This is a genomic window from Thalassotalea euphylliae, from assembly GCF_003390335.1.
GTDB lineage: Bacteria > Pseudomonadota > Gammaproteobacteria > Enterobacterales > Alteromonadaceae > Thalassotalea_F > Thalassotalea_F euphylliae_B.
This window is the reverse complement of sequence record NZ_QUOU01000001.1, coordinates 2,603,624-2,624,340: the sequence shown is the minus strand read 5'-3', so window position 1 is coordinate 2,624,340 and position 20,717 is coordinate 2,603,624. Positions and strand designations below refer to the sequence as shown.

Sequence of the window (20,717 nt, the reverse complement as noted above, 5' to 3'; positions counted from 1 at the left end):
TCTTTCACAATTAGATCGTTTGCTGAATATGTGGTCAAGTGGTGGTAATTTTGCACACAATTAGCTGATATTGTTATGGTTGGGACTGACTTGAATCAACCTTTGTTATTCTTTATCTAGCTTCTTTTACCGAGTAAATCGTTATTTAAGTTTGTTGGCAATAAATAATGAGCACTGTCTTGGTTCCTCTTAATGGTTGAGGATCTAGTAATTAGGAAATTGTCGAGCTAATAAATAGTTTTGCTTGTCGCTCACTAACGTTACTTACACTGCTATCGCTTACCCGTACTCAAATTGACCCGCTAAATGAAGTCAACTATTCTCAGTTTGTTGTTATCAAACGACTTTACTTGCTCTTTTCACGAATGCAGTAGGTCGGAAACGCGTATGACAAACTAGGTTGCGTTAACAACTGATATAAACAGATATTAAATAGATATGGTCAAGAGGTATCGACTAATAACAATAAGGAACGTGAAATGAACCATAAGCTTTCAGCGCTGCTAATTTTAACTAGCTTGCTAGTAGGATGCAGTGAACCAAAGACATCAACTCAAAAGGCAGCCTCTGCAGCCCAACCTCAAGTTAACAACAGTAAGCCTGCAGAAGTTGTTTCCCAAATACCTTCATATTCAGCGGAAACCTTTTTTAAAACGATCAGCATATATGGCTCTCGTATCAATCATACAGGTGAGTATGCATTGGTAAGTTCGGATGAATCAGGTATTTATAATGCTTATCAATATCCGCTCAATGGTGACCAGCCTAAACAGCTGACGCAATCCACAACTGACGCTATTTGGGTTGTCGATTGGTTCCCAGCAGATGATCGTTTTTTGTATTCTTCAGACCAAGGTGGTAACGAGCTCAATCATGTTTATGTGCAATCACCAGATGGCACAGTGAAAGATTTAACACCGGGCGAGAACCTGAAAGCGTCGTTCGTTGGCTGGCACGAAAGCGATAAATGGTTTTATATCGCGAGTAATGAGCGCGATGCTAAAGTATTCGACCTATATCAATACAGTGTCGAGGATTACAGTCGGACGTTAATTTTCGAAAATGACAATAACTATTTCATCAGTGGTATTGCACCTAATGGCGAGTGGCTCGGGTTGTCTAAACCGAATCGCAATACTGATACAGATTTAATCATTGCGAATGTAAAAAGTGGCAAGTTAATCAATTTATCAGACGGTGAAAAAGATGCTCAAGTGGATTTGCTCGACTTTTCTCCTGATAACAATACGCTGGCTTATTCCACTAATCTTACCGGCGAGTTTGCTCAGCCGTGGACATATAACATTGATTCAGGTGAGCATAAGCAGATCGCTGACTTAAATTGGGATGTTGCGTATTTGGTGTATTCGCCCTCGGGTAAATATCGTGTGATGGGGGTGAATGAAGATGCCAGTACGGTTGTCACAATTACCGAGCAAGCAAGTGGCCAGCAAGTTGTTATTCCAAATTTAGCGGCAGGCGATATTCGCGGCGTAAATTTCTCATCAGATGAAAGTGTCGTCAATTTCTTATTGAACTCAGATACCTCACCTTCAAATCTCTATACCTATCAATTGGGCAGCAATGCCCCGAAAAAGCTAACCAGTACATTAGCAGACGAAATGAACGAACAGCATTTGGTGGCAAGCAGTGTCGTGCGCTTTAAAAGTTATGACGAGCTAGAAATTGCCAGTTTATTGTTTAAGCCCAAACAAGCGTCCAGTACTAATAAAGTACCTGCGTTAATATGGATACATGGCGGCCCAGGTGGGCAGTCGAGAACGGGATACTCTGCAGCCAGACAGCATTTGGTGAACCATGGCTACGCGATTTTTGCCGTTAATAATCGCGGCTCGTCAGGTTATGGCAAAACCTTTTATCACCTTGACGACAAAAAACATGGTGATGTTGATTTAAAAGACATTGTGTACGGAAAAAAATACCTACAATCGTTGGACTGGGTAGATACCGATAAAATTGGCCTGATTGGCGGCAGCTACGGTGGTTATTTAACCATGGCGGGTTTGGCATTTACCGATGAATTTGAAGTTGGCATCAATATTTTTGGTGTGACTAACTGGGTGCGTACGTTAAAAAGTATTCCACCTTGGTGGGAAGCGTTTAAAGAAAGCTTGTATCAAGAAATGGGCGACCCTGCGACCGACGAAGAACGTCATCGCGCGATTTCTCCTTTGTTTCATGCGAGCAATATCAAAGCGCCAGTGCTCATTGTACAAGGTGCGAATGATCCAAGGGTATTACAAGTGGAAAGCGATGAAATGGTAGAAGCTATTCGCCAAAACAATGTGCCTGTCGATTATGTGTTGTTTGATGATGAAGGCCACGGTTTTAGAAATAAAAGCAACCGTATTGAAGCGTCTCAAGCGTATGTGAACTTCTTGAAAAAACACTTATAAGCTCACTTAAAGTAGCCCTTTGCCAGAAAAGGCATTAACTCTACTTGAGTTAATGCAGCAGTATTTATCCGGCAGAGGGGATAGTTTTCGCTTTGTACGATGAATTAATCTTAGGTTTACTTAGTAGCGCGTTTCATCACTAGCCCCCATCGCCCTTATTTGTTTTCAATATCCGTAGCTTTCATCTTAGTTGGTTTCCACAGTTGGTTTGAGTTTGTTTCCACAGTGGACTCAGGCTTATACTCACAGCTTCTGTGTTCTCTTTGATTGATCCATTGTTTATTCAGCGCATCGGTATAATTAGCACTTTATCAATAAGTGGACTAAAAAATAGCGACTTACGTAGCTCATAGGGGAGCAAAAAGTGCTGTATATCTGATTATCTTAACCAATTAGACGAGTTATCCACGTAAATTGTGGATAACTGTGTGAGTTAAAGTGTAATAGTTGGTAATTGCTATGAAACATAGGGGGTACAGCGCATTGGTTAAAAAATAGCTAGTTGGTGTGATATCTTTTACAAACAATAAGATAGCCTTATGTTTGTGTGTTTCTTCGCCGAATAGCGTGTTTCTTGGTCAATTCGTCGTTTTTAGCGAGTCACTGTGTGTTATTTTTGCGATCATGGTTTGGTGAGTGCTTTTCTATGCAAACACAGCGCAAACAGGCGGTGTAAATTTACACTTTGTTGCGAATCTATTGGCGTGAAATAAAAGATAGCCATAGCGAGTCTTATCACTATCTTTTACAATAGCGCTTTTGCTGCATTCAAATGCTTTTCAGGTCGACTGTTTGTAAAGCGACCAAAAGCAACATTACGAAGAATACTTACAAAGAATACTTAGAAGAATAGTAAAAACCTTCCTTGTTCGTTTGACCAGATACATACGGTAATCAATTAAGTACATGACCGACAAAAAACACAAACACCAGATCGATTTATTAGCCGATCCGGTTGGGCCAACTTTGAAAAATATGACCATTCCGATGATCTACGGCATGGTGCTGTTGATGACCTTTAACTTGGTTGACACATTCTTCATCGGTCTACTCGGCACCCAACCATTAGCCGCTGTAAGCTTCACGTTTCCAATTACATTTACGGTGTTGAGTTTAACCATTGGCTTAGGCATAGGTACGTCTGCGGTCATTGCCAAATACCTTGGCGCGAAAGATAAAGAAACGGCAAAAGACAATGCCACCAGTGCGATGTACTTAGCGGCAGTGATTGTCTCGATAGTATCTGGCATTGGTTATTATTTTACTGATGAAATCTTCCACTTACTGGGTGCTAGCGATAGCTTATTACCACTGATCCACGATTACATGGACATCTGGTATCTCGGGAGTGTCTGTTTAATTGGCCCGATGATAGGTAATGCCGTGCTTAGAGCGTCGGGTGACACGCGAACGCCGAGTATTATTATGGGCAGTGCGGGCTTAATTAATGCCGTGCTAGATCCGGTGTTTATCTTTGGTTTTGGGCCAGTTCCTGCAATGGGTATTAAAGGGGCTGCGATCGCAACCTTGGTCTCATGGCTTGTTGGCCTGGCCATGGTGTTACACATTTTAGTGAATAAACGCCAACTGATTCACGGTCACTTTATTCCGCTAAAAACCTTATTAAAATCGTGTAAAGGCATTTTACATATTGGCCTGCCAGCTGCTGGCGCGAATATGCTGACGCCAATTGCCGCAGCTATTATGACCGCGATTATTGCGGGTTATGGAGAATCGGCGGTAGCAGCCTTTGGGGTTGGCTCACGTATTGAATCTATTGCCAGCTTAGTTGTATTGGCGATGTCGATGACACTGCCGCCGTTTATTAGCCAGAATTTTGGGGCTGGTAATATGGTTAGGGTAGAGCAAGCGTATCGCACTTCGGTGAAATTCGTGATGATTTGGCAAGTGTTCATTTACGCTGTGCTTATTCTGATATCGTCACTTATTGCCGATGCTTTTGCCAAAGAAGAAGCGGTGGCTGATTTGATCAAGTTGTTTATTTATACCTTGCCACTAGGTTATGGCTTGCAGGGGATTATTATTTTAACCAACTCCTCGTTTAACGCATTGCACAAGCCAATGGTGGCGCTGGTGTTATCGGTTGTTCGTTTATTTGTTTGTTATGTGCCATTGGCATACCTTGGCAGCTATTTATATGGCATTGAAGGTTTCTTTATTGGCGCCTTGTTAGGCAATTTAGTGATGGCGTTTATTTCCTATTATTCGTTTACTCGCCAGTTTATCGATGAAAATATAGATGCGGAGCCGCAGTCGACATGAAGTCATTAGAATTAGTTTCCGATTACACGCCTAGTGGCGATCAACCGACCGCGATTAACCAACTACTCGACGGTATTGACTCTGGTTTAGCACACCAAACCCTGCTAGGGGTGACCGGCTCGGGTAAAACGTTCACCGTGGCTAACGTGATTGAAAAGTTAAATCGCCCAACCATGATGTTGGCACCCAACAAAACACTTGCAGCACAGCTTTACGGCGAAATGAAAGAGTTTTTCCCTAACAATGCCGTGGAATACTTCGTTTCGTATTACGACTATTACCAGCCAGAAGCTTACGTGCCAACGACAGATACTTTTATCGAGAAAGACGCATCTATTAATGATCATATCGAGCAGATGCGTTTATCGGCAACGAAAGCCTTACTGGAACGTCGTGATGTTATTATCGTTGCATCAGTTTCTGCAATATACGGCTTAGGCGACCCCGATTCTTACCTGCAAATGATGTTGCACTTGCGCCAAGGGGATATCATTAATCAACGTGATATTTTACGCCGCTTGGCAGAGTTGCAATACACGCGTAACGACTTGGCCTTTCAACGGGCAACATATCGCGTGCGCGGTGATGTGATTGATATTTTCCCCGCAGAATCTGATCGCCTTGCCTTACGCGTTGAATTATTCGATGAAGAAGTCGAGAAAATCAGCGAGTTTGATCCGTTAACGGGGGCTGTTGAACGCACTTTGGCTCGGGTAACTGTCTATCCTAAAACTCACTATGCAACACCGCGCGATAAAATTTTAGCGGCGGTAGAGTCCATCAAAGTTGAACTAAAAGACCGTGCCAAGCAGCTTAAAGACAATAATAAACTGATTGAAGAGCAGCGTATTGTGCAACGCACGCAGTTTGATATTGAAATGATGACTGAGCTAGGCTACTGCTCGGGCATTGAAAACTATTCACGCTACCTATCAGGTCGCGAAGCGGGCGAAGCGCCGCCTACCTTGTTTGATTACTTACCTGACGATGGTCTACTAGTGATTGATGAATCGCATGTCACTGTGCCGCAAATCGGTGCCATGTATAAAGGCGATCGCTCGCGCAAAGAGAACTTGGTGGAATATGGCTTTCGTTTGCCGTCAGCGCTCGATAACCGGCCAATGAAATTTGAAGAGTTTGAAGCCTTAGCGCCGCAAACCATCTACGTTTCAGCAACGCCGAGTGATTACGAGCTGGAAAAGTCTTCTGGTGAAGTTGCCGAGCAAGTGGTCAGGCCAACGGGTCTACTCGACCCTGAAATTATGGTACGTCCCGTTGATACTCAAGTGGATGATCTACTCTCAGAAATTAACAAGCGTATTCCACTGGGTGAACGTGTACTTGCCACGACACTAACCAAGCGCATGGCCGAAGATCTCACGGATTACTTAGACGAGCACAATATCAAAACTCGTTATCTGCACTCTGATGTAGATACTGTTGAGCGTGTTGAAATTATTCGCGATTTTCGTTTAGGTAAGTTTGACGTGCTTGTGGGCATTAACTTGTTACGCGAGGGTTTGGATATGCCCGAAGTATCCTTAGTGGCGATTTTAGATGCCGACAAGGAAGGCTTCTTACGGTCTGAACGTTCACTAATTCAAACCATTGGTCGTGCTGCTCGTAATGTGAATGGTAAAGCGATTTTATACGCCGATCGTATCACTGGCTCAATGCGCAGAGCGATTGATGAAACAGAGCGCCGCCGTGCTAAGCAAGACGAACACAACAAAGCCAATAACATCACACCGAAAGGGGTTAAGCGTAAAATTACGGATGTTATGGATGTCGGGTTAGATCCAGAAGAGCAGTTAATCGCCAACAAGGTGGCAGAGCAAAAAGCCGCTTATAAAACGCTGTCGTTTGAGGAAATTGATGAACAAGTTAAGCAGCTTGAAGCAAAAATGCTGGAACATGCTAAGAACCTAGAGTTTGAACAAGCTGCTGCGGTTAGAGACGAAGTAGCGAAGCTGAGAGAGCAACAATTAAGCCGTTAATAAGTGGCCAATTGCAAAGGGGCTAACTGCACACTTTGCCTATAAATTGGCTGTTTTCTGCTGGTGTTGCTCTCGCTTTTGCTACCTTAACTCAGGCATAGAGTAGCGCCCAATAATGTCTGCAACGGCGTCACTGCTGCAATGCGACAGGTTACTGATTTCTTCTATTATTTTATCTTGCACATCAACTGGAAACAGCATTAATTGCTCCAGATACAAGTGTGCAGCGGTTTCTTTATTGCAATTAATCATATTGGCTAAATGCATGGCGTGGTTTTTCCATATAGCGCTCATATATACATCCTCATCCTCGTGAACACTATTTATAAGTTTAGTTGATGCCCTTAGAAGGGTTATATTCATTGGTTATGTAAACAGATCGACCACTCGTCCACCGTTATAACGCAGACACAAGTTATCTAAGTAACTACCGAGAAAAGTTCGCCATTTCAGTGAACAAGGGGTAGAATTCGCGATCTAATTTTATTGGTTGTCGTAAAACCAATAAACGCAATGAGATCAAACACAGATATGTCAGAAATTCGAGCCAGAGTTAACCTCAAAGTTGGCCAAAACAGTGATATTGACGCAGAAATCATCAGTTTCACTGGTTTTGATAAAGATAATGAGCACGTTGCCATGGTGTTCAAGCAAGCAGATTTGGCACAAGACGTGCCGTTAGTGCGCGTACATTCAGAATGTTTAACTGGTGATGTTTTCCATTCTTCACGTTGTGATTGTGGCGAGCAGCTTGATGAAAGCATTCAGGTAATGGCTGAGCAAGGCGGTGTTATTTTGTACATGCGCCAAGAAGGGCGTGGTATTGGTTTGTACAACAAAATAGACGCCTATGTGCTGCAAAGCCAAGGGCTAAACACGTACCAAGCAAACAATCACTTGGGTTTTGAAGACGATCAACGCAGCTTTGAACACGCTTTTGCGATGCTCGACGCGCTTAATATCAAACGTATTAAGCTATTAACGAATAACCCGAGAAAGGCGAAAGCATTGGCGACACACGTTGAAGTGACCGAAGTGGTTAACACGCAAGTTCACTTAAAAGACGACAACGCGAATTATCTTGCTGCCAAGCAAGAGCACGGTAAACATAATATAAAACTTGAGCCATAAGCAGTTAAGCGACTCATACCAATTGAATTAATTAATTGATCAATTCAGAGCGCTGTCAGCGGTGGGAGAACAAGCCAAATTTTTGTTGATATAGTTATTCTACATCTCAGAAATTTGGTGTAGTTATCGCGACGCTGACACGCTCCCAAAGGGCTGAGGGATCCCCATTTATCATACAATGATTATCTTGTTGTAGTCGTTAATGAAATTTAACCAACTCCTTTTGATAAACCTCTTTGTTAACTGGTGAGGGCATTGTTTGACAATATTTTTGGCGAGTGACAGAAATGAAAGCACGCGCCGCTTTCTCACGGTATTTGCTTGGAACCTAAAGTGCCATTTTCTTCTTTCTGCTTCAAAGCCAATAAGCCAGAGTACCAAGCTTGCTACACAAGCGATAAGGCACAGTATGCTCATCCGTTTAATGCCCATCGTTCGACTAAACCGCCAAGAAAAACCATACTGCTCACTTTTGTCATCTCTAAAGTTTTGCTCTATTTGCATACGTTTAGCGTACAAATTGATTACTTCGCGACTTGTTAGCTCGGCATCAGATGTCGCGATGAGCCAAGGTTCATGAGCAAGGTTGCGGTACATTTTATCATCCTTAGTAAAGCGGCTTTTCCCGCGTCGGCCTCTGTGCTCACCTTGATAAAGGTGCAGGCTCGCTTGGCACCCCGTTTTGCTGTGTTGCGTTAACCTTGCGCTCCCTAAATTTTTAGGTGTACAACTGGCGTCCTTTCTTAACTGCGCTAAGGTTTGCCATTGCGTTGGCTGCTGTTTCAATTGGCACTTCATTGTACCTCGCAGTCGACCAATAAAATCCCATCCGTGGGCAAGTACTTCGGCATACCAAGGTGTTAAAAAGCCGCCGTCAGATGTGATATACACTTTCGCATGCCCCGCCAATATGTGACTTAATCGTGAGAGAAACAATTGATGAGTGGTACGGGTTTCCTTATCCTTTTCTTCAACAACCATGTTGTAGAGCGTCATTGAGCGACCATCGACCAATAAACTAGCGCGTAACAAATGATAATTTGAGCCACAGCACCCACTCCAGTCGACAGCAATGACTAGGTATGGCAATTGGCTTATAACGGGCTTGGCAAGCGCACGGTAAATGTCAATAAGCTCTCGTTGTAAGTGGTCATTGTTTAAAAATCTGTCGATTCGTTTAATTTTGTTTTTACTGAACGCTTTTCCTTCGAGGTGTCGACCTATATCAGTGAGAGTTAACCGATTCGAGTCAATTAACGCATCGGCACTGAGCATTAAGGTTTTCATGCGTGCGCGATTGAAGGAAGAGAGGGTATTTTTAAGGTAGTTGTGGCATAGTGATTTAACAGGCATAGCAGTTGTCCTTATTGTGTTTGGCGATTCAATAAGATCACAAATTGTTATGCCTGTCACTTTTTGGGGATTCCTCAGCCCAAAGGGCGAGTTTAAAAGGCTCATATGCTGCGTTATTGATTTTGCTTTCCATGCAAAAAAAGGGAGCGACCATTCTCTGTAATCAATGCCTTGCCTCTAAGCCTTTTAATTCTCGCTGAATGATTAAGTAGTTATTTCAATTGGTATTATACACTTAATTTGTCTGATCATAGGCGCTAGAACACTGAGTTGGAATCTTAGAGGCACTGCTAGAACGGCATTTGGTGTTTGGCTCATGGTGGTTTAGCGAACAGAGTGTGTTCGGGAGCAGTTATTTTTGGGATCGTCGTGTGTCGTCTGAATCACACGATCCCGGCTTTAATCATTTGTGTTTCAAGTGAGCACACTTAGGCAGAAATTGCTTGTTCTCTTGACGCAGTAGGCGCGGCTATCAAGGTTATTTGATAAGCCTCAGCAAATTGTTGTGGCATACGCTTTGGGCGCCCTGTGCTTAAATCAGTGCAAATATAGTCTGTTCTCGCACGCAGCAAGGTTTTCTTATCTTTTATCCTTACAACTTGAAAGGTACGGCTTGCACGCAGTTTCCCATCGTTGGCGGATAACCAGTTAAACACGGCGATCTCATCGCCTAAATACGCTGAGCTAATATAATCAAGTTCGTGTCTAACCACGGCCATACCGCGATTAAGCGTTTGGCAAGTATGCTCATCTAAACCAACATTTCGGGTATGAGCCCATACCGTGGCGTCAAGCCATTTTAAGTAGACGGCATTATTAACATGACCAAAGCCGTCAATATCCTCTTGGGTTACTTTAAATATTCTGCCGAAGGCGTTGGGGTATTCCGCTAATTGTAAAATTGACTCGTCCATAAATATTTGACTACCAGTATGAAAACTAAAAACAACCTGTTATACCAATTGAAATAACTACTTAATCATTCAGCGAGAATTAAAAGGCTTAGAGACACAGGTTATATGCTCCATGCATAACCTAAGTACCTACATCCATGTAGGCAAGACATTGATTGCAGAGAATGGTCGTTCCCTTGTCAAAATCAATAACGCAGCATATGAGCCTTTTAAACTCGCCCTTTGGGAGCGTGTCAGCGTCGCGATAACTGCGCCAAATTGATGAGATGTAGAATAACTATCTCAACAAAAATTTGGCTTGTTCTCCCACCGCTGACAGCGCTCTGAATTGATCAATTAATTAATTCAATTGGTATTAGCCTTAGCTTAACCTTGATAATGAGTGCTTGTCACTAGTGTGTGAATCTGATACTTGGTTTGCGTCAACATTTGGTGCTTTTTGCACATTCATTAATACGGTATCAGCAGTTTTTAGCTATTAATAAGAAAATAAATGTTAGACTTAGCAGAGACTTAGCCATTGAGCGTTTGATTCAGTCATCAAGTTAAATAGTCAATTAGCCAGCATCGGTTGAACAATAACTCGTCGTATCGCGAAATAAATTAAGAGTGCTATAGCAATATGCCCCGTAGGAGCCATCATCCAGATCATGAAGTGACCGAAATCAATTGGCGTGTACTAAAAACCTTGTGGCCGTATTTATTGGAATTTCGCGCTCGTATTTCCATCGCCATCGCTTGTTTAATTTTAACCAAAATTGCCAGCGTTTATCTGCCGTTTATTCTCAAAGATTTGGTCGATACGCTCGATACCAATAACAAGCAGAGTTTACTTTTGGTGCCGCTTGGGCTGGTCGCGGCTTATGGTTTGGTGCGTTTTTCTATTGTGATTTTCGCGGAAATTCGCGACACCTTGTTTGGTCGAGTCACTGAACGGGCGATACGGCGCATTGGCCTTAAAGTTTTCCAACACTTGCACCGCTTAGAACTTGATTTTCATCTCAATCGCCAAACCGGTGGCTTATCACGGGATATTGATCGCGGCACGTCAGGCATTAGCTTTTTGATGCGATTTATGGTGTTTAACATCGTGCCGACCTTGTTCGAAATTGCCTTGGTGATTGGCATTTTAGGGTACAACTACGGTGTGATGTTTTCACTGGCAGTGCTTGCATCGATTGTCTGTTATGTCGGCTATTCGGTGAAAGCTACTGAGTGGCGAACGGGTTATATTCGGGAAGCGAACAAAGCTGACTCTTCAAGTAATACGCGTGCTATAGATAGCTTGTTAAATTATGAAACGGTTAAATATTTCACTAACGAGCGCTATGAGGCGGATGCCTACGATGAGCAGTTAGGTACTTGGGAGCAAGCGAAAATCAAAAACCGACTGTCCTTGTTTGCACTAAACGGTGGGCAAGCGCTGATTATCGCGGTGTCGATGACGGGAATGCTGGCAATGGCAGCGTATCAAGTTACCCATCAGCATATGACTCTAGGGGACTTTGTATTGATCAACGCTTTTATGATGCAGCTATTTTTACCCTTGAACTTTCTTGGCTTTGTGTACAGAGAAATTAAAGGTTCAATGGCAAATATCGAGCATATGTTTAGCTTGTTGGCAAAAACGCCTAAGGTTGTTGATAGCGCCGACGCTCAGTCGATAAAGGTGAGCCAAGGGGCGATATCATTTAACGATGTTAGTTTTACCTATGATGGCAAACGAGAAGTGATTAGCGGGTTAAATTTCACTATTGGCTCAGGCCAGAAAGTGGCGGTTGTGGGTGACAGTGGCTCTGGCAAATCAACGCTAGTAAAACTCTTGTTTCGCTTCTACAACACCTCATCTGGGCAAATAACCATTGATGGACAAGATATTAGTCAAGTGACGCAACACAGCTTGCGCACCCACATTGGTATCGTGCCGCAAGACACTGTGTTATTTAACGATACCTTGTTTGCCAACGTGCATTACGGCAACCCTGAGGCATCGGTTGCCGATGTTCGTCAAGCGATTGAACTGGCGCATTTAGATCGCTTTATTGCAAGCTTGCCAGAAGGCGAAGAAACTATGGTAGGGGAGCGTGGCCTCAAACTTTCTGGTGGTGAAAAACAACGTGTGGCGATTGCCCGAACCATTTTAAAAGCACCTGCTATTTTAGTGTTTGATGAGGCAACATCGTCGCTAGATAGTCATTCAGAGCAGGCAATTCTCAATGCGATCAAACAAGTGAGCCAAAACAAAACCAGCCTAGTGATTGCTCATCGGCTATCTACTGTAGTTGATGCCGATCATATCATTGTGATGCAGCAAGGCCAGGTGGTAGAACAAGGTGATCATCAGACGTTAATCGCCAAGTCAGGCAAGTATGCCGCGATGTGGGCATTGCAGCAAAGTGAATAACCTGATAAAAAGCGTGCCCGAAAACTTCTAACATGCTCTGAAAGCAAAACGACTGGCGAATTTAAAATGACTGACGAAAAACTACACCCCGCAGTAGTAAAAACTAAACATTGGCTTGAACAGATAGTGATCGGCTTAAACTTTTGCCCATTTGCAAAGAAAGAGTTCGTGAATAACACCATTCGTTACGCTACCAGTAATACCGGCCTACTTGAGCAAGCGCTAAGTGAAGTTGCCGAGCAATTACAATACCTAGTTGAACATCCAGAAATTGAAACCACACTGGTGATTTTTACAACCGGCTTTCGCAGTTTTGACAAATACCTTGATCTGGTCGATTACGCTAACGAGTTACTCGTTGATTTAGGCTTAGATGGCGAAATACAAATTGCCAGTTTTCATCCTGACTATGTTTTTGAAGGCGAAGATGAGCAGGGGGCTAGCAACTATACTAACCGTTCGCCATTGCCGACATTGCATTTAATCCGTGAAGCCAGTATGGCAAAAGTGCTGGCGGTGTATCAAAATCCCGAACAAATCCCAGAAGATAATATCGCGTTGGCGGAAGAAAAGGGCACTAAGTTCTTCAAGCAGTTTCTGGCGGGACTGAATAAAATTTCATAGCAGCAAGCGCTCTTATGTGAAGCCTGTTTATATAACGTACAACTTATTACATTCAAATAGCATTCGATAACGGCATTTATTGGTTGATATCTATACACTTGTTAACTGTCAGCTGGCCAAGTTTTTTAGGAACGTAACTTTTTAGATCGTAACTTTGGCCTTAGGTTTTTTGTATAAAAGGTCAATGCAATGAAAGCTATATATCACGGTAAGCTATATCAATTTAGCAACTTTGAAGAATTATGGCAGTTCTATGCGGCTAAGTTACAAGAGTCTATTCGCTAGACTTGTTAGTCGTTATTTTCGCTCAAATCACGCCATTACAGTAGCTTAATTCGGCTGCTCGCATATCAGGTACTTCGCACTAATGTGAGTGAGCTTGTCATTTCAAAACTCTTCACCACCTATCATCTGGATTTTACTGTGAGCTTTGTTTCTCGCCCTATGAATTAAATTTTGATTAAACTAAGCTGAACTCACCTTATTGGTTTAAGGTGCTTATTTTGATCGTTAACAGACAAGGAATCATTGGCATGGAATCGTTAAGAGAGCTTATCGCAACACTATGTTTTATAGCAGGAACAATTTTGGTGACCTCAATGCTAGCCCAAGAGTTTAGTTGGCTTATGCTAATTGCTCCGATCATTTTGTATGCTACGGCCTATTTGTGTTGGCCGAGTAAAAGACGTGGTAAGCGAGATAGTGAAAATGTCGTACTGGATATTATTGAGTTGATTATCGAGTTTCCCGTTGAGTTTTTCCTTTGGCTGTTCAGACTTTTAGGGCGTGTATTGGCAAGCCTATTGGGGGCTAAAGGAGATGGCTTAGACATTGATATTTAGTCTATCTTTCCGTTTTTTATATGATCTTTTGTCGATAAAAAGTTACTAATGCCTCTCATTACAGCGTGGCTGCTTCGACGTTGCTTGCACAATAAATGCACAGCATTGCTTGGCTTGTTAAGGTACAATAACCTTTCAATTGTCTTTTAAACCCCAATAAAAACAGGGGTATGTTGTTGCTACTTATAGGTATTTTGTGGACAAAGATTCGATTATTCAAGTTGGTGGTGATGTTGAAAAAGCACTGAAAGGTCAGTACGTCATCAACCCTAAACAAGTACTGCAAGAAGCGTGGCAAAAAACGAGTAGCACCCGTTGGTCGATAAATATCGGTTTATTATTCGTTTTGTTGATTGGTATGGCTTGCTCACTAGTGGTTGGTGAATATTTAGGTGGCGTGGAAAGCGTCATGGCCAACCCAGAAGCAACCATGATCCTTAATATTGTCGTCACTTTAGTTATCTGGCCGTTCCTAGCTGGCGTTGAGATGATGGGAGTATTGCATGCCGTTGGCGTGAAAACTCAACCTAAGCTTGTCTTTGCTTTCCTAAAGCGCGGTAGTTGGGTTGCTTTATGTGCGGTGATGACGTCTGTACTTATCAGCTTAGGGCTACAGCTCCTCATTTTCCCCGGCATCTTCTTAGCGGTTGTCTTGTCTTTAACTATTCCTCTGGTTTTGGAAAAGCGCTTAACACCGGGTAAGGCGATTATTTTGTCGTTGAAGGCGCTTCGCTTTCAGTGGTTTAATATTTTTGTAGTCTACTTGTTTATGGTATTGGCGCTAGTGGCTGCATTATTGCCATTGGTGATTGCCCAAACCGAATTGATGATGTTTATTGCGAGTGTACTGTTTATTTTTTCACTTTCTTATATTGCACCGTGTTACTACAACGCCAAGGGAATATTGTACCGTGAGATCTTTGGTATGAAGCTACACGCCGTTGCAGCTGAAAGCAGCGTAGGTAATGACACATTTGTCGCATAACTAGATAAAAGCAAGACAAAAAACCAATAAAAATTCGAGTAGAGTGTCGTTAGTTGTTCGATAAAAATCGATGAAAATGCGATACATAAATGGATAATGCCGGAATGATGCGAAGTGTATTAAGGAAAATTTTTTTTGTAGCAGGTGCTGCTGTCGTGGCAGGGGCACTTGTTCGGCCATTTATTGTTGAGCCTGACTTTGTCGAGGAATTACCAGCGCCTGTCCCTGAGACCCCGCCAAAACCTGTCGTGATCGAAAAGCCACTACACAATGTTGCCTTGCCTGATTTTGCGACTATTTTAGATGTAAAACAAAAGAAAGCGGCGTTTTTTAACTTTATTCGGCCCGCAGTTGAGAGCAATAATGCCAAGATTCTAGCAAATCGTCTGGCACTGGAAGATATGTTAGCCACAGTGTCTCTGGGTGAGCCACTGATGCCCGGTCAAGAGCAGCAGTTAGCAACGCTCGTGGGCAAGTACAGGGTTAGTGCTAAAATTAGCCAAATGCAGCAGTTACATCAGTTGTTAGTGAAAGTTGATGAGATACCAACACCTTTGGTGCTGGTGCAAGCCGCTAATGAGTCAGCTTGGGGCACATCTCGTTTTGCCCGTATTGGTTTAAATTTCTTTGGCATTTGGTGTTATAAGCCAGGCTGTGGCATGGTGCCTCGATCGCGCAACAGCGGTGCCAAACACGAAGTTGAAGCTTTCCAAAGTGTTGATACTGCGGTATATCGCTACTTACACAATATCAACACCAATAATGCATATAGTGTATTTCGCTCTATTCGCCAACAATTGCGTGAGCAAGAACAACCCTTAGTACCGGAAGTGCTGGCAATGGGCTTGTTACCTTATTCCGAGCGCGGTTCAGATTATGTCTTAGAAATTTCCGACATGCTGCGCCATAACAGCCAGTATTTAAAGTCGTCTACAGCGCCATAGCGGCTATTTGGTAAGCTTATGCTAGCTTGGCTTAATACTTTACTTGGCATTGCGCTTTGGCAGACATTAATACTTAGTCGTGTTGGCGAGCCTGCATCATTGATGCCTAAATCAAATCTTTTTAAATCTCATAAAAAAGCCGTAGCATTTGCTACGGCTTTCAGTGTTAGTGTTGTTAAGCTGATATTAACTATAAAAACACTTTAACGATGGCGCTAACGACGCTTTCGTCGTCAATACCGGCGATACCGAACTTGTTGTGCCAGTAGCTGTATTCAATACCTACTTCGACCGCGTTAGGCTTACCAAAATAGTTACCAACGTCTAAACGCACTTGCGGGTTGAAGTGAAAATCAGCAGCGTGATCATCTGCTGCAGAAGACCAATCAATGTAACCGTCAATCATCACTTTGTGCTTACCCATAGTAATTGGGTAGCCGTAGGTAATGGTTAATTGTGTGTCGTTGTCAGTTAACTCATTGTTGGCTTGGTAAACATCGGCACCAAAGAAGGCAAAACCAGGAATATTCCACGCGGTACCAACACCAATTAGGTAGTTATCAAAACCTGTGCTGAAGTTTGGCTCAGAGATGCTTGCATGCTCGTAAGTACCGGCAATAAATACGTCTTTTAGCGGGCCATAAGGCACGTTAGTGTCTAACGCGTAAGAAAGGCTTAAACGCGCGCTCACTTCGCCGTAAGTCTCTTTGTGCGTAGGCGCGTTAGCATCCGCTTTTGCGTCGATGCGGTCAACGAACATAAAAGCGTCACCCCAATTGTGCCCAGATGCGTGCTCAAGGGTGAAAACATCGACATCGTCATTCGTTAATACTTCAAAATCACTGGTGTTTTTGAGGTAAGTTAAGCTATTTGAACTCCATATTGTTTGCGCTGAAGTCATACTTGATACTACTAGGCCGCCGGCGACCAACAAAGTACGAGATAAAGTCATGGAACTTTCCTATCCAAAATAAATGAACTTAATTACAAATAGTGCTGCAATAAACAACACACTGGCTGATAACTGATTAAATTTGCCTGCAAAAATTCTCACTGCCGCGTAACCGATAAAGCCAAACGCAATACCGTGTGCAATTGAGAAGGTCAGTGGCATCGTTATACAAATTAGGGCGGCAGGTACAGCTTCAAGCAAATCATCCCACTCAATATGAGCGAGGCTTGAAAGCATTAGCACTGCAACAAAAAATAGCGGTCCAGCGGTAGCGTATGCTGGCACCATACCCGCCAATGGCGAGAAAAATAGGGCTAATAAAAATAAACAACCAACAATCACTGCCGTTAAGCCTGTACGACCACCTGCAGCAACACCAGAGGCACTTTCTACATAACTGGTTGTCGTTGAAGTACCTAACATGCTACCCGCGATAGTGGCGGAAGAATCAGCAAGCAATGCTTTGTCTAGACGCGGTAGTGAACCATCTTTATTTAATAAGTTGCCTTTTTGTGCAACGGCAATCAGTGTTCCTGAGGTGTCAAATAGGTCGACGAATAGGAAAGCAAAGATAACGCTAATCATACTAACTTCTAGCGCACCCATAATATCCAATTGCATGAAAGTCGGTGCTATAGCTGGCGGCATAGACACTAAACCGTTGAACTGCACGTCACCAAGTAAAATACCTAAGCCAGTGACAATCAAAATGGAGTACATTACTGCGCCGTTCATGCCGCGACTTGCCATCGCAACGATTAAAAATAGGCCAAGGGCAGCCATTAACGCGGGTAACGAGGTAATATCGCCAAGGTTTACGAGTGTTGCTGGGTTATCAACGATGATGCCCGCACTTTTTAACCCGATAAATGCCAGGAATAAACCGATACCAGCCGCAATACCGTAGCGCAGAGATTGCGGGATGCTGTTGATGATCCACTCGCGTATCTTAAAAATACTTAAAATGACGAAGACAATCCCTGAAATAAAGACGCCGCCAAGTGCCACTTGCCAGCTGTAGCCCATTTCAAGCACCACAGTGTAAGTGAAGAAGGCATTAAGACCCATGCCTGGCGCCAGTGCGATAGGGTAATTGGCAAAAAAGCCCATAATAAAACAGCCAATGGCAGCGGCAATACAGGTGGCAACAAAGACAGCGCCGTGGTCCATGCCAGCATCGGCTAACATGGCTGGGTTTACAAAGATGATGTAAGCCATTGTCAGGAAGGTAGTAATACCTGCGACAACTTCTTGGCGAACGTTGGTTCCGTGTTCAGTAAGTTTGAAAAGTTTTTCTAACATCATGGGTTGCTAAGCTTAAAGTTGGGCCAATTCAATTGGCGGTAAAAAGAAAGCGTTTCCTGCCGTGATAAGCATACTTGCCTTTACAAGTTACGCGTTATCAAGGCGTTTTTATCCGTAAAATCGTTCGTTTTATCTTCTGTAAAATACTCGTATGAAATATGGCTAGTACGACACCTATAAACTGCTTTGACGCTTGGTATTACACTTGTGAAACATCGATAATTAGTGAGTCGTCTATATTGGTCTCTAACGAGTTAGCTAGTGCTGTAGACAGGTTGGTTGACGAGACAGTTTCTTTTGAAAAATCGTAAGCTTCGCGCGGCGCACTGCGGTCAATGGGTAAATTGGCAAAATCAAATAACTCGGTATCTGCCAATTGACTTGGGCTTACGTTTTTCAGCGATTTAAATATGTTTTCAATACGGCCGGGGGTTTGAGCATCCCAGCTGTTAAGCAGTGCTTTAATATTTTGGCGTTGCAGGTTTTCTTGTGAGCCACAAAGGTTACACGGGATAATCGGGTACTGGCGAATTTCGGCAAACGCGATCAAATCTTTTTCACGTGCGTAACTCAAAGGGCGAATCACAGTATTGCGACCGTCATCGGCTCGCAGCTTAGGTGGCATTGCTTTTAACTTGGCGCCAAAGAACATGTTCAAGAACAAGGTTTCAACGATATCATCCATGTGGTGACCAAGGGCAATTTTGGTGGCACCAATTTCTTCCGCGAAAGAGTAAAGTGTGCCACGGCGTAAACGCGAGCATAAGCCGCAAGTTGTTTTGCCTTCGGGCACTTTTTGCTTGACGACCGAGTAGGTGTCTTTGTCTATGATGTAGTATGGGATATCAAGTGATTCGAAGTAGTTTGGCAGTATGTGGGCGGGAAAGCCCGGTTGTTTTTGATCAAGATTCACGGCAATAACGTCAAACTTGATCGGGGCAGATTTTTTCAAGCTAAGCAGAATATCAAGCATGGCAAAGGAGTCTTTACCACCACTAATCGCCGCCATCACAACATCACCTTCTTCGATCATATTGTAATCAGCAATTGCTTTACCCACTTTGCTGCGCAGTCGCTTTTGCAACTTGTTCGCTTCAAAGGTGGCCTTTCTGTTATCTGCTTCTGTCATACCAAAAAACTACTCAAATAATTGGGGGCGCATTATAAAGCTAAATGTCATAAAAGATAAGTAAAAATTAACCAGCGCTAGCATTCTTTATGCCAGCGCTGGTTACAATTTTGTTAATATTTTCGGTAGCTTACCGATCGGTCAATATTGTGATGGTTATATAACAGTCGCTCAATAAAGCAGCGTTTACATGTGCTTTATAGCCCTTGAACTAGCTTTGTAAGGGCGAAATATAACCTGTTGGCTTTAACGCTAAAACGTCACAATTCAATCGGTCAATAACGTGCTCTGCTGTGTTGCCAATCAGTGCTGCTGACAAGCCAGTACGCCCGATTGTTCCTAAAATAACCAATTCTGCGTCGAGCTCTTGCGATAGCTCGTCAATGACATCTTCAGGTAAGCCCTCTTTGATGTAGGTGTTATTGATATCAACACCGTATTTTTCGGCATGAGCCTCCATCGATTTCTGATGATGCTGTAACATAGTGTCGTTGTATTGGCTGGCGTCAAACTCTGGAATTTCTATTGCAATATTCACTGGCGTGCCAGGGAAGGAGTTAACAAGATGCACATTCGCCCTGATAACCTGTGCTAAATGTTGCGCCTCTTCGGTGATAATCTGATTCAAAGATTGGTGTTCGTCTTCATCACTGCCAACGTTTACCGCAGCGAGGATGTTCCCGTTTTCAGGCCATGAGTGATCTTTGACAAGCAGTAAAGGGCAGGGACATTTGCGCAGTAGATGCCAGTCCGTTGGTGTAAAGATGACAGATTTTAATTTGTCGTGCTCGTGGGTGCCTTTAATGACAACATCGTAGCCATGCTGTAAAACCTGATCGATCACCGCTTCAAAGGGGCGGTTATGCCAAATCACTTTAACATCAATGTTTTTACCTGAGGCTTGTAGTTCTTTAATGCGCTCATCTATCCAAAGCATGCGATCGTTAATCACGATCTGACGCATTGATTCGCGTTCATCGCTGGATAGCATGGTCGTCATTTCATACGAAAAATCGAAGATGCTTAAAAACGCAGTAATTGAGCCTTGAGTTTTATCGGCTAACTCAATGGCTCTACTTAGCGCTTTTTGTTCTTCGGTTGTCGGATCAATAACAACTAGTATCTTTTGGTAGGTTTCCATGCTCAGTACCTCGCATCGCTTTGTGATTGATATTCGTTAATAATCTTTTTTAAAAACGTTAGTTAGCAAATAGAGTGTGCCTTTTTTAAGCAATTAATTGTTTGTTTTACATCAACAAAAATGCGCAAGTGGCAGCCTACTAAATAGCATAGTATGTAAATTGGCGGTTAGAAAGGTGAAGTGTTGGAAAGCTAATCGCGTCGCTACAGTTGTATTAGTGTTGCGATAAATAAAGTTTAATGATGATGAAAGGTTGGGATTTATCACTAAAACGAGCAAGTAGGGCGCTTGCTCGT

General features: G+C 43.0%; 16 protein-coding genes. 9 read left to right on the top strand and 7 right to left on the bottom strand.

Annotated features, from left to right (window positions below; translation table 11 throughout):
* The first annotated feature begins 479 nt into the window (after window positions 1-479).
* The 3 genes from DXX93_RS11640 to uvrB all read left to right on the top strand — a co-directional run bounded on the left by DXX93_RS11640 (window position 480) and on the right by uvrB (window position 6,697).
* Window positions 480-2,417: a S9 family peptidase gene (locus DXX93_RS11640; protein WP_116008241.1), complete on the top strand. Its 1,938-nt coding sequence runs from the start codon at window positions 480-482 to the stop codon at window positions 2,415-2,417.
* A gap of 906 nt (window positions 2,418-3,323) precedes the next feature.
* On the top strand, window positions 3,324-4,700 hold the full coding sequence (locus DXX93_RS11635) for an MATE family efflux transporter (protein WP_116008240.1): 1,377 nt from the start codon (window positions 3,324-3,326) through the stop codon (window positions 4,698-4,700).
* Window positions 4,697-6,697 carry an excinuclease ABC subunit UvrB gene (gene uvrB, locus DXX93_RS11630; protein ID WP_116008239.1) on the top strand — a complete coding sequence of 667 codons (2,001 nt, stop codon included), beginning with the start codon at window positions 4,697-4,699 and terminating at the stop codon, window positions 6,695-6,697. Before DXX93_RS11635 ends, uvrB begins: the two co-directional genes overlap by 4 nt.
* A gap of 81 nt (window positions 6,698-6,778) precedes the next feature.
* Here the strand turns inward: uvrB and DXX93_RS11625 are convergent, their stop codons facing one another.
* Complete coding sequence (locus DXX93_RS11625) at window positions 6,779-6,991, bottom strand: hypothetical protein (protein WP_116008238.1); 213 nt, start codon at window positions 6,989-6,991, stop codon at window positions 6,779-6,781.
* 237 nt (window positions 6,992-7,228) lie between these two features.
* On the opposite strand from DXX93_RS11625, the gene DXX93_RS11620 reads away from it, so the two are divergent.
* Complete coding sequence (locus tag DXX93_RS11620; protein WP_116008237.1) at window positions 7,229-7,828, top strand: GTP cyclohydrolase II; 600 nt, start codon at window positions 7,229-7,231, stop codon at window positions 7,826-7,828.
* Between the two features lie 171 nt (window positions 7,829-7,999).
* Here DXX93_RS11620 and DXX93_RS11615 read toward each other — a convergent pair whose 3' ends face one another.
* Window positions 8,000-9,181, bottom strand: a complete 1,182-nt coding sequence (locus DXX93_RS11615; RefSeq protein ID WP_116006317.1) for an IS4 family transposase — start codon at window positions 9,179-9,181, stop codon at window positions 8,000-8,002.
* A 428-nt stretch (window positions 9,182-9,609) separates the two neighbouring features.
* The gene (locus DXX93_RS11610; RefSeq protein ID WP_116008235.1) at window positions 9,610-10,095 is read right to left on the bottom strand and encodes an acyl-CoA thioesterase; all 486 of its coding nucleotides are present in this window, start codon (window positions 10,093-10,095) and stop codon (window positions 9,610-9,612) included.
* A 622-nt stretch (window positions 10,096-10,717) separates the two neighbouring features.
* Here DXX93_RS11610 and DXX93_RS11605 point away from each other — a divergent pair.
* The 5 genes from DXX93_RS11605 to DXX93_RS11585 all read left to right on the top strand — a co-directional run bounded on the left by DXX93_RS11605 (window position 10,718) and on the right by DXX93_RS11585 (window position 15,894).
* Window positions 10,718-12,499, top strand: coding sequence for an ABCB family ABC transporter ATP-binding protein/permease (locus DXX93_RS11605; RefSeq protein WP_116008234.1), 1,782 nt, complete (start codon window positions 10,718-10,720; stop codon window positions 12,497-12,499).
* Between the two features lie 66 nt (window positions 12,500-12,565).
* Window positions 12,566-13,123, top strand: a complete 558-nt coding sequence (locus DXX93_RS11600; protein WP_116008233.1) for a DUF1415 domain-containing protein — start codon at window positions 12,566-12,568, stop codon at window positions 13,121-13,123.
* 533 nt (window positions 13,124-13,656) lie between these two features.
* On the top strand, window positions 13,657-13,965 hold the full coding sequence (locus tag DXX93_RS11595; protein ID WP_116008232.1) for a hypothetical protein: 309 nt from the start codon (window positions 13,657-13,659) through the stop codon (window positions 13,963-13,965).
* 196 nt (window positions 13,966-14,161) lie between these two features.
* Window positions 14,162-14,950: a hypothetical protein gene (locus DXX93_RS11590; RefSeq protein ID WP_116008231.1), complete on the top strand. Its 789-nt coding sequence runs from the start codon at window positions 14,162-14,164 to the stop codon at window positions 14,948-14,950.
* Between the two features lie 104 nt (window positions 14,951-15,054).
* Window positions 15,055-15,894, top strand: coding sequence for a glucosaminidase domain-containing protein (locus tag DXX93_RS11585; RefSeq protein WP_258872657.1), 840 nt, complete (start codon window positions 15,055-15,057; stop codon window positions 15,892-15,894).
* A gap of 190 nt (window positions 15,895-16,084) precedes the next feature.
* On the opposite strand, the gene DXX93_RS11575 is transcribed toward DXX93_RS11585, so the two are convergent.
* The 4 genes from DXX93_RS11575 to uspE form a co-directional block, all read right to left on the bottom strand.
* Window positions 16,085-16,846: an outer membrane protein OmpK gene (locus DXX93_RS11575; RefSeq protein ID WP_116008229.1), complete on the bottom strand. Its 762-nt coding sequence runs from the start codon at window positions 16,844-16,846 to the stop codon at window positions 16,085-16,087.
* A 9-nt stretch (window positions 16,847-16,855) separates the two neighbouring features.
* Complete coding sequence (locus tag DXX93_RS11570) at window positions 16,856-18,148, bottom strand: NCS2 family permease (protein ID WP_116008228.1); 1,293 nt, start codon at window positions 18,146-18,148, stop codon at window positions 16,856-16,858.
* A 202-nt stretch (window positions 18,149-18,350) separates the two neighbouring features.
* Window positions 18,351-19,280: a tRNA 2-thiocytidine(32) synthetase TtcA gene (ttcA, locus tag DXX93_RS11565; protein ID WP_116008227.1), complete on the bottom strand. Its 930-nt coding sequence runs from the start codon at window positions 19,278-19,280 to the stop codon at window positions 18,351-18,353.
* A gap of 211 nt (window positions 19,281-19,491) precedes the next feature.
* Window positions 19,492-20,421: a universal stress protein UspE gene (gene uspE, locus DXX93_RS11560; protein WP_116008226.1), complete on the bottom strand. Its 930-nt coding sequence runs from the start codon at window positions 20,419-20,421 to the stop codon at window positions 19,492-19,494.
* Window positions 20,422-20,717 lie beyond the last annotated feature (296 nt).

Coding starts and splice junctions, on each gene's coding strand:
- DXX93_RS11640 (WP_116008241.1), top strand. CDS start 480: ATGAACCATAAGCTTTCAGCGCTGCTAATTTTAACTAGCTTGCTAGTA.
- DXX93_RS11635 (WP_116008240.1), top strand. CDS start 3,324: ATGACCGACAAAAAACACAAACACCAGATCGATTTATTAGCCGATCCG.
- uvrB (WP_116008239.1), top strand. CDS start 4,697: ATGAAGTCATTAGAATTAGTTTCCGATTACACGCCTAGTGGCGATCAA.
- DXX93_RS11625 (WP_116008238.1), bottom strand. CDS start 6,991: ATGAGCGCTATATGGAAAAACCACGCCATGCATTTAGCCAATATGATT.
- DXX93_RS11620 (WP_116008237.1), top strand. CDS start 7,229: ATGTCAGAAATTCGAGCCAGAGTTAACCTCAAAGTTGGCCAAAACAGT.
- DXX93_RS11615 (WP_116006317.1), bottom strand. CDS start 9,181: ATGCCTGTTAAATCACTATGCCACAACTACCTTAAAAATACCCTCTCT.
- DXX93_RS11610 (WP_116008235.1), bottom strand. CDS start 10,095: ATGGACGAGTCAATTTTACAATTAGCGGAATACCCCAACGCCTTCGGC.
- DXX93_RS11605 (WP_116008234.1), top strand. CDS start 10,718: ATGCCCCGTAGGAGCCATCATCCAGATCATGAAGTGACCGAAATCAAT.
- DXX93_RS11600 (WP_116008233.1), top strand. CDS start 12,566: ATGACTGACGAAAAACTACACCCCGCAGTAGTAAAAACTAAACATTGG.
- DXX93_RS11595 (WP_116008232.1), top strand. CDS start 13,657: ATGGAATCGTTAAGAGAGCTTATCGCAACACTATGTTTTATAGCAGGA.
- DXX93_RS11585 (WP_258872657.1), top strand. CDS start 15,055: ATGATGCGAAGTGTATTAAGGAAAATTTTTTTTGTAGCAGGTGCTGCT.
- DXX93_RS11575 (WP_116008229.1), bottom strand. CDS start 16,846: ATGACTTTATCTCGTACTTTGTTGGTCGCCGGCGGCCTAGTAGTATCA.
- DXX93_RS11570 (WP_116008228.1), bottom strand. CDS start 18,148: ATGTTAGAAAAACTTTTCAAACTTACTGAACACGGAACCAACGTTCGC.
- ttcA (WP_116008227.1), bottom strand. CDS start 19,280: ATGACAGAAGCAGATAACAGAAAGGCCACCTTTGAAGCGAACAAGTTG.
- uspE (WP_116008226.1), bottom strand. CDS start 20,421: ATGGAAACCTACCAAAAGATACTAGTTGTTATTGATCCGACAACCGAA.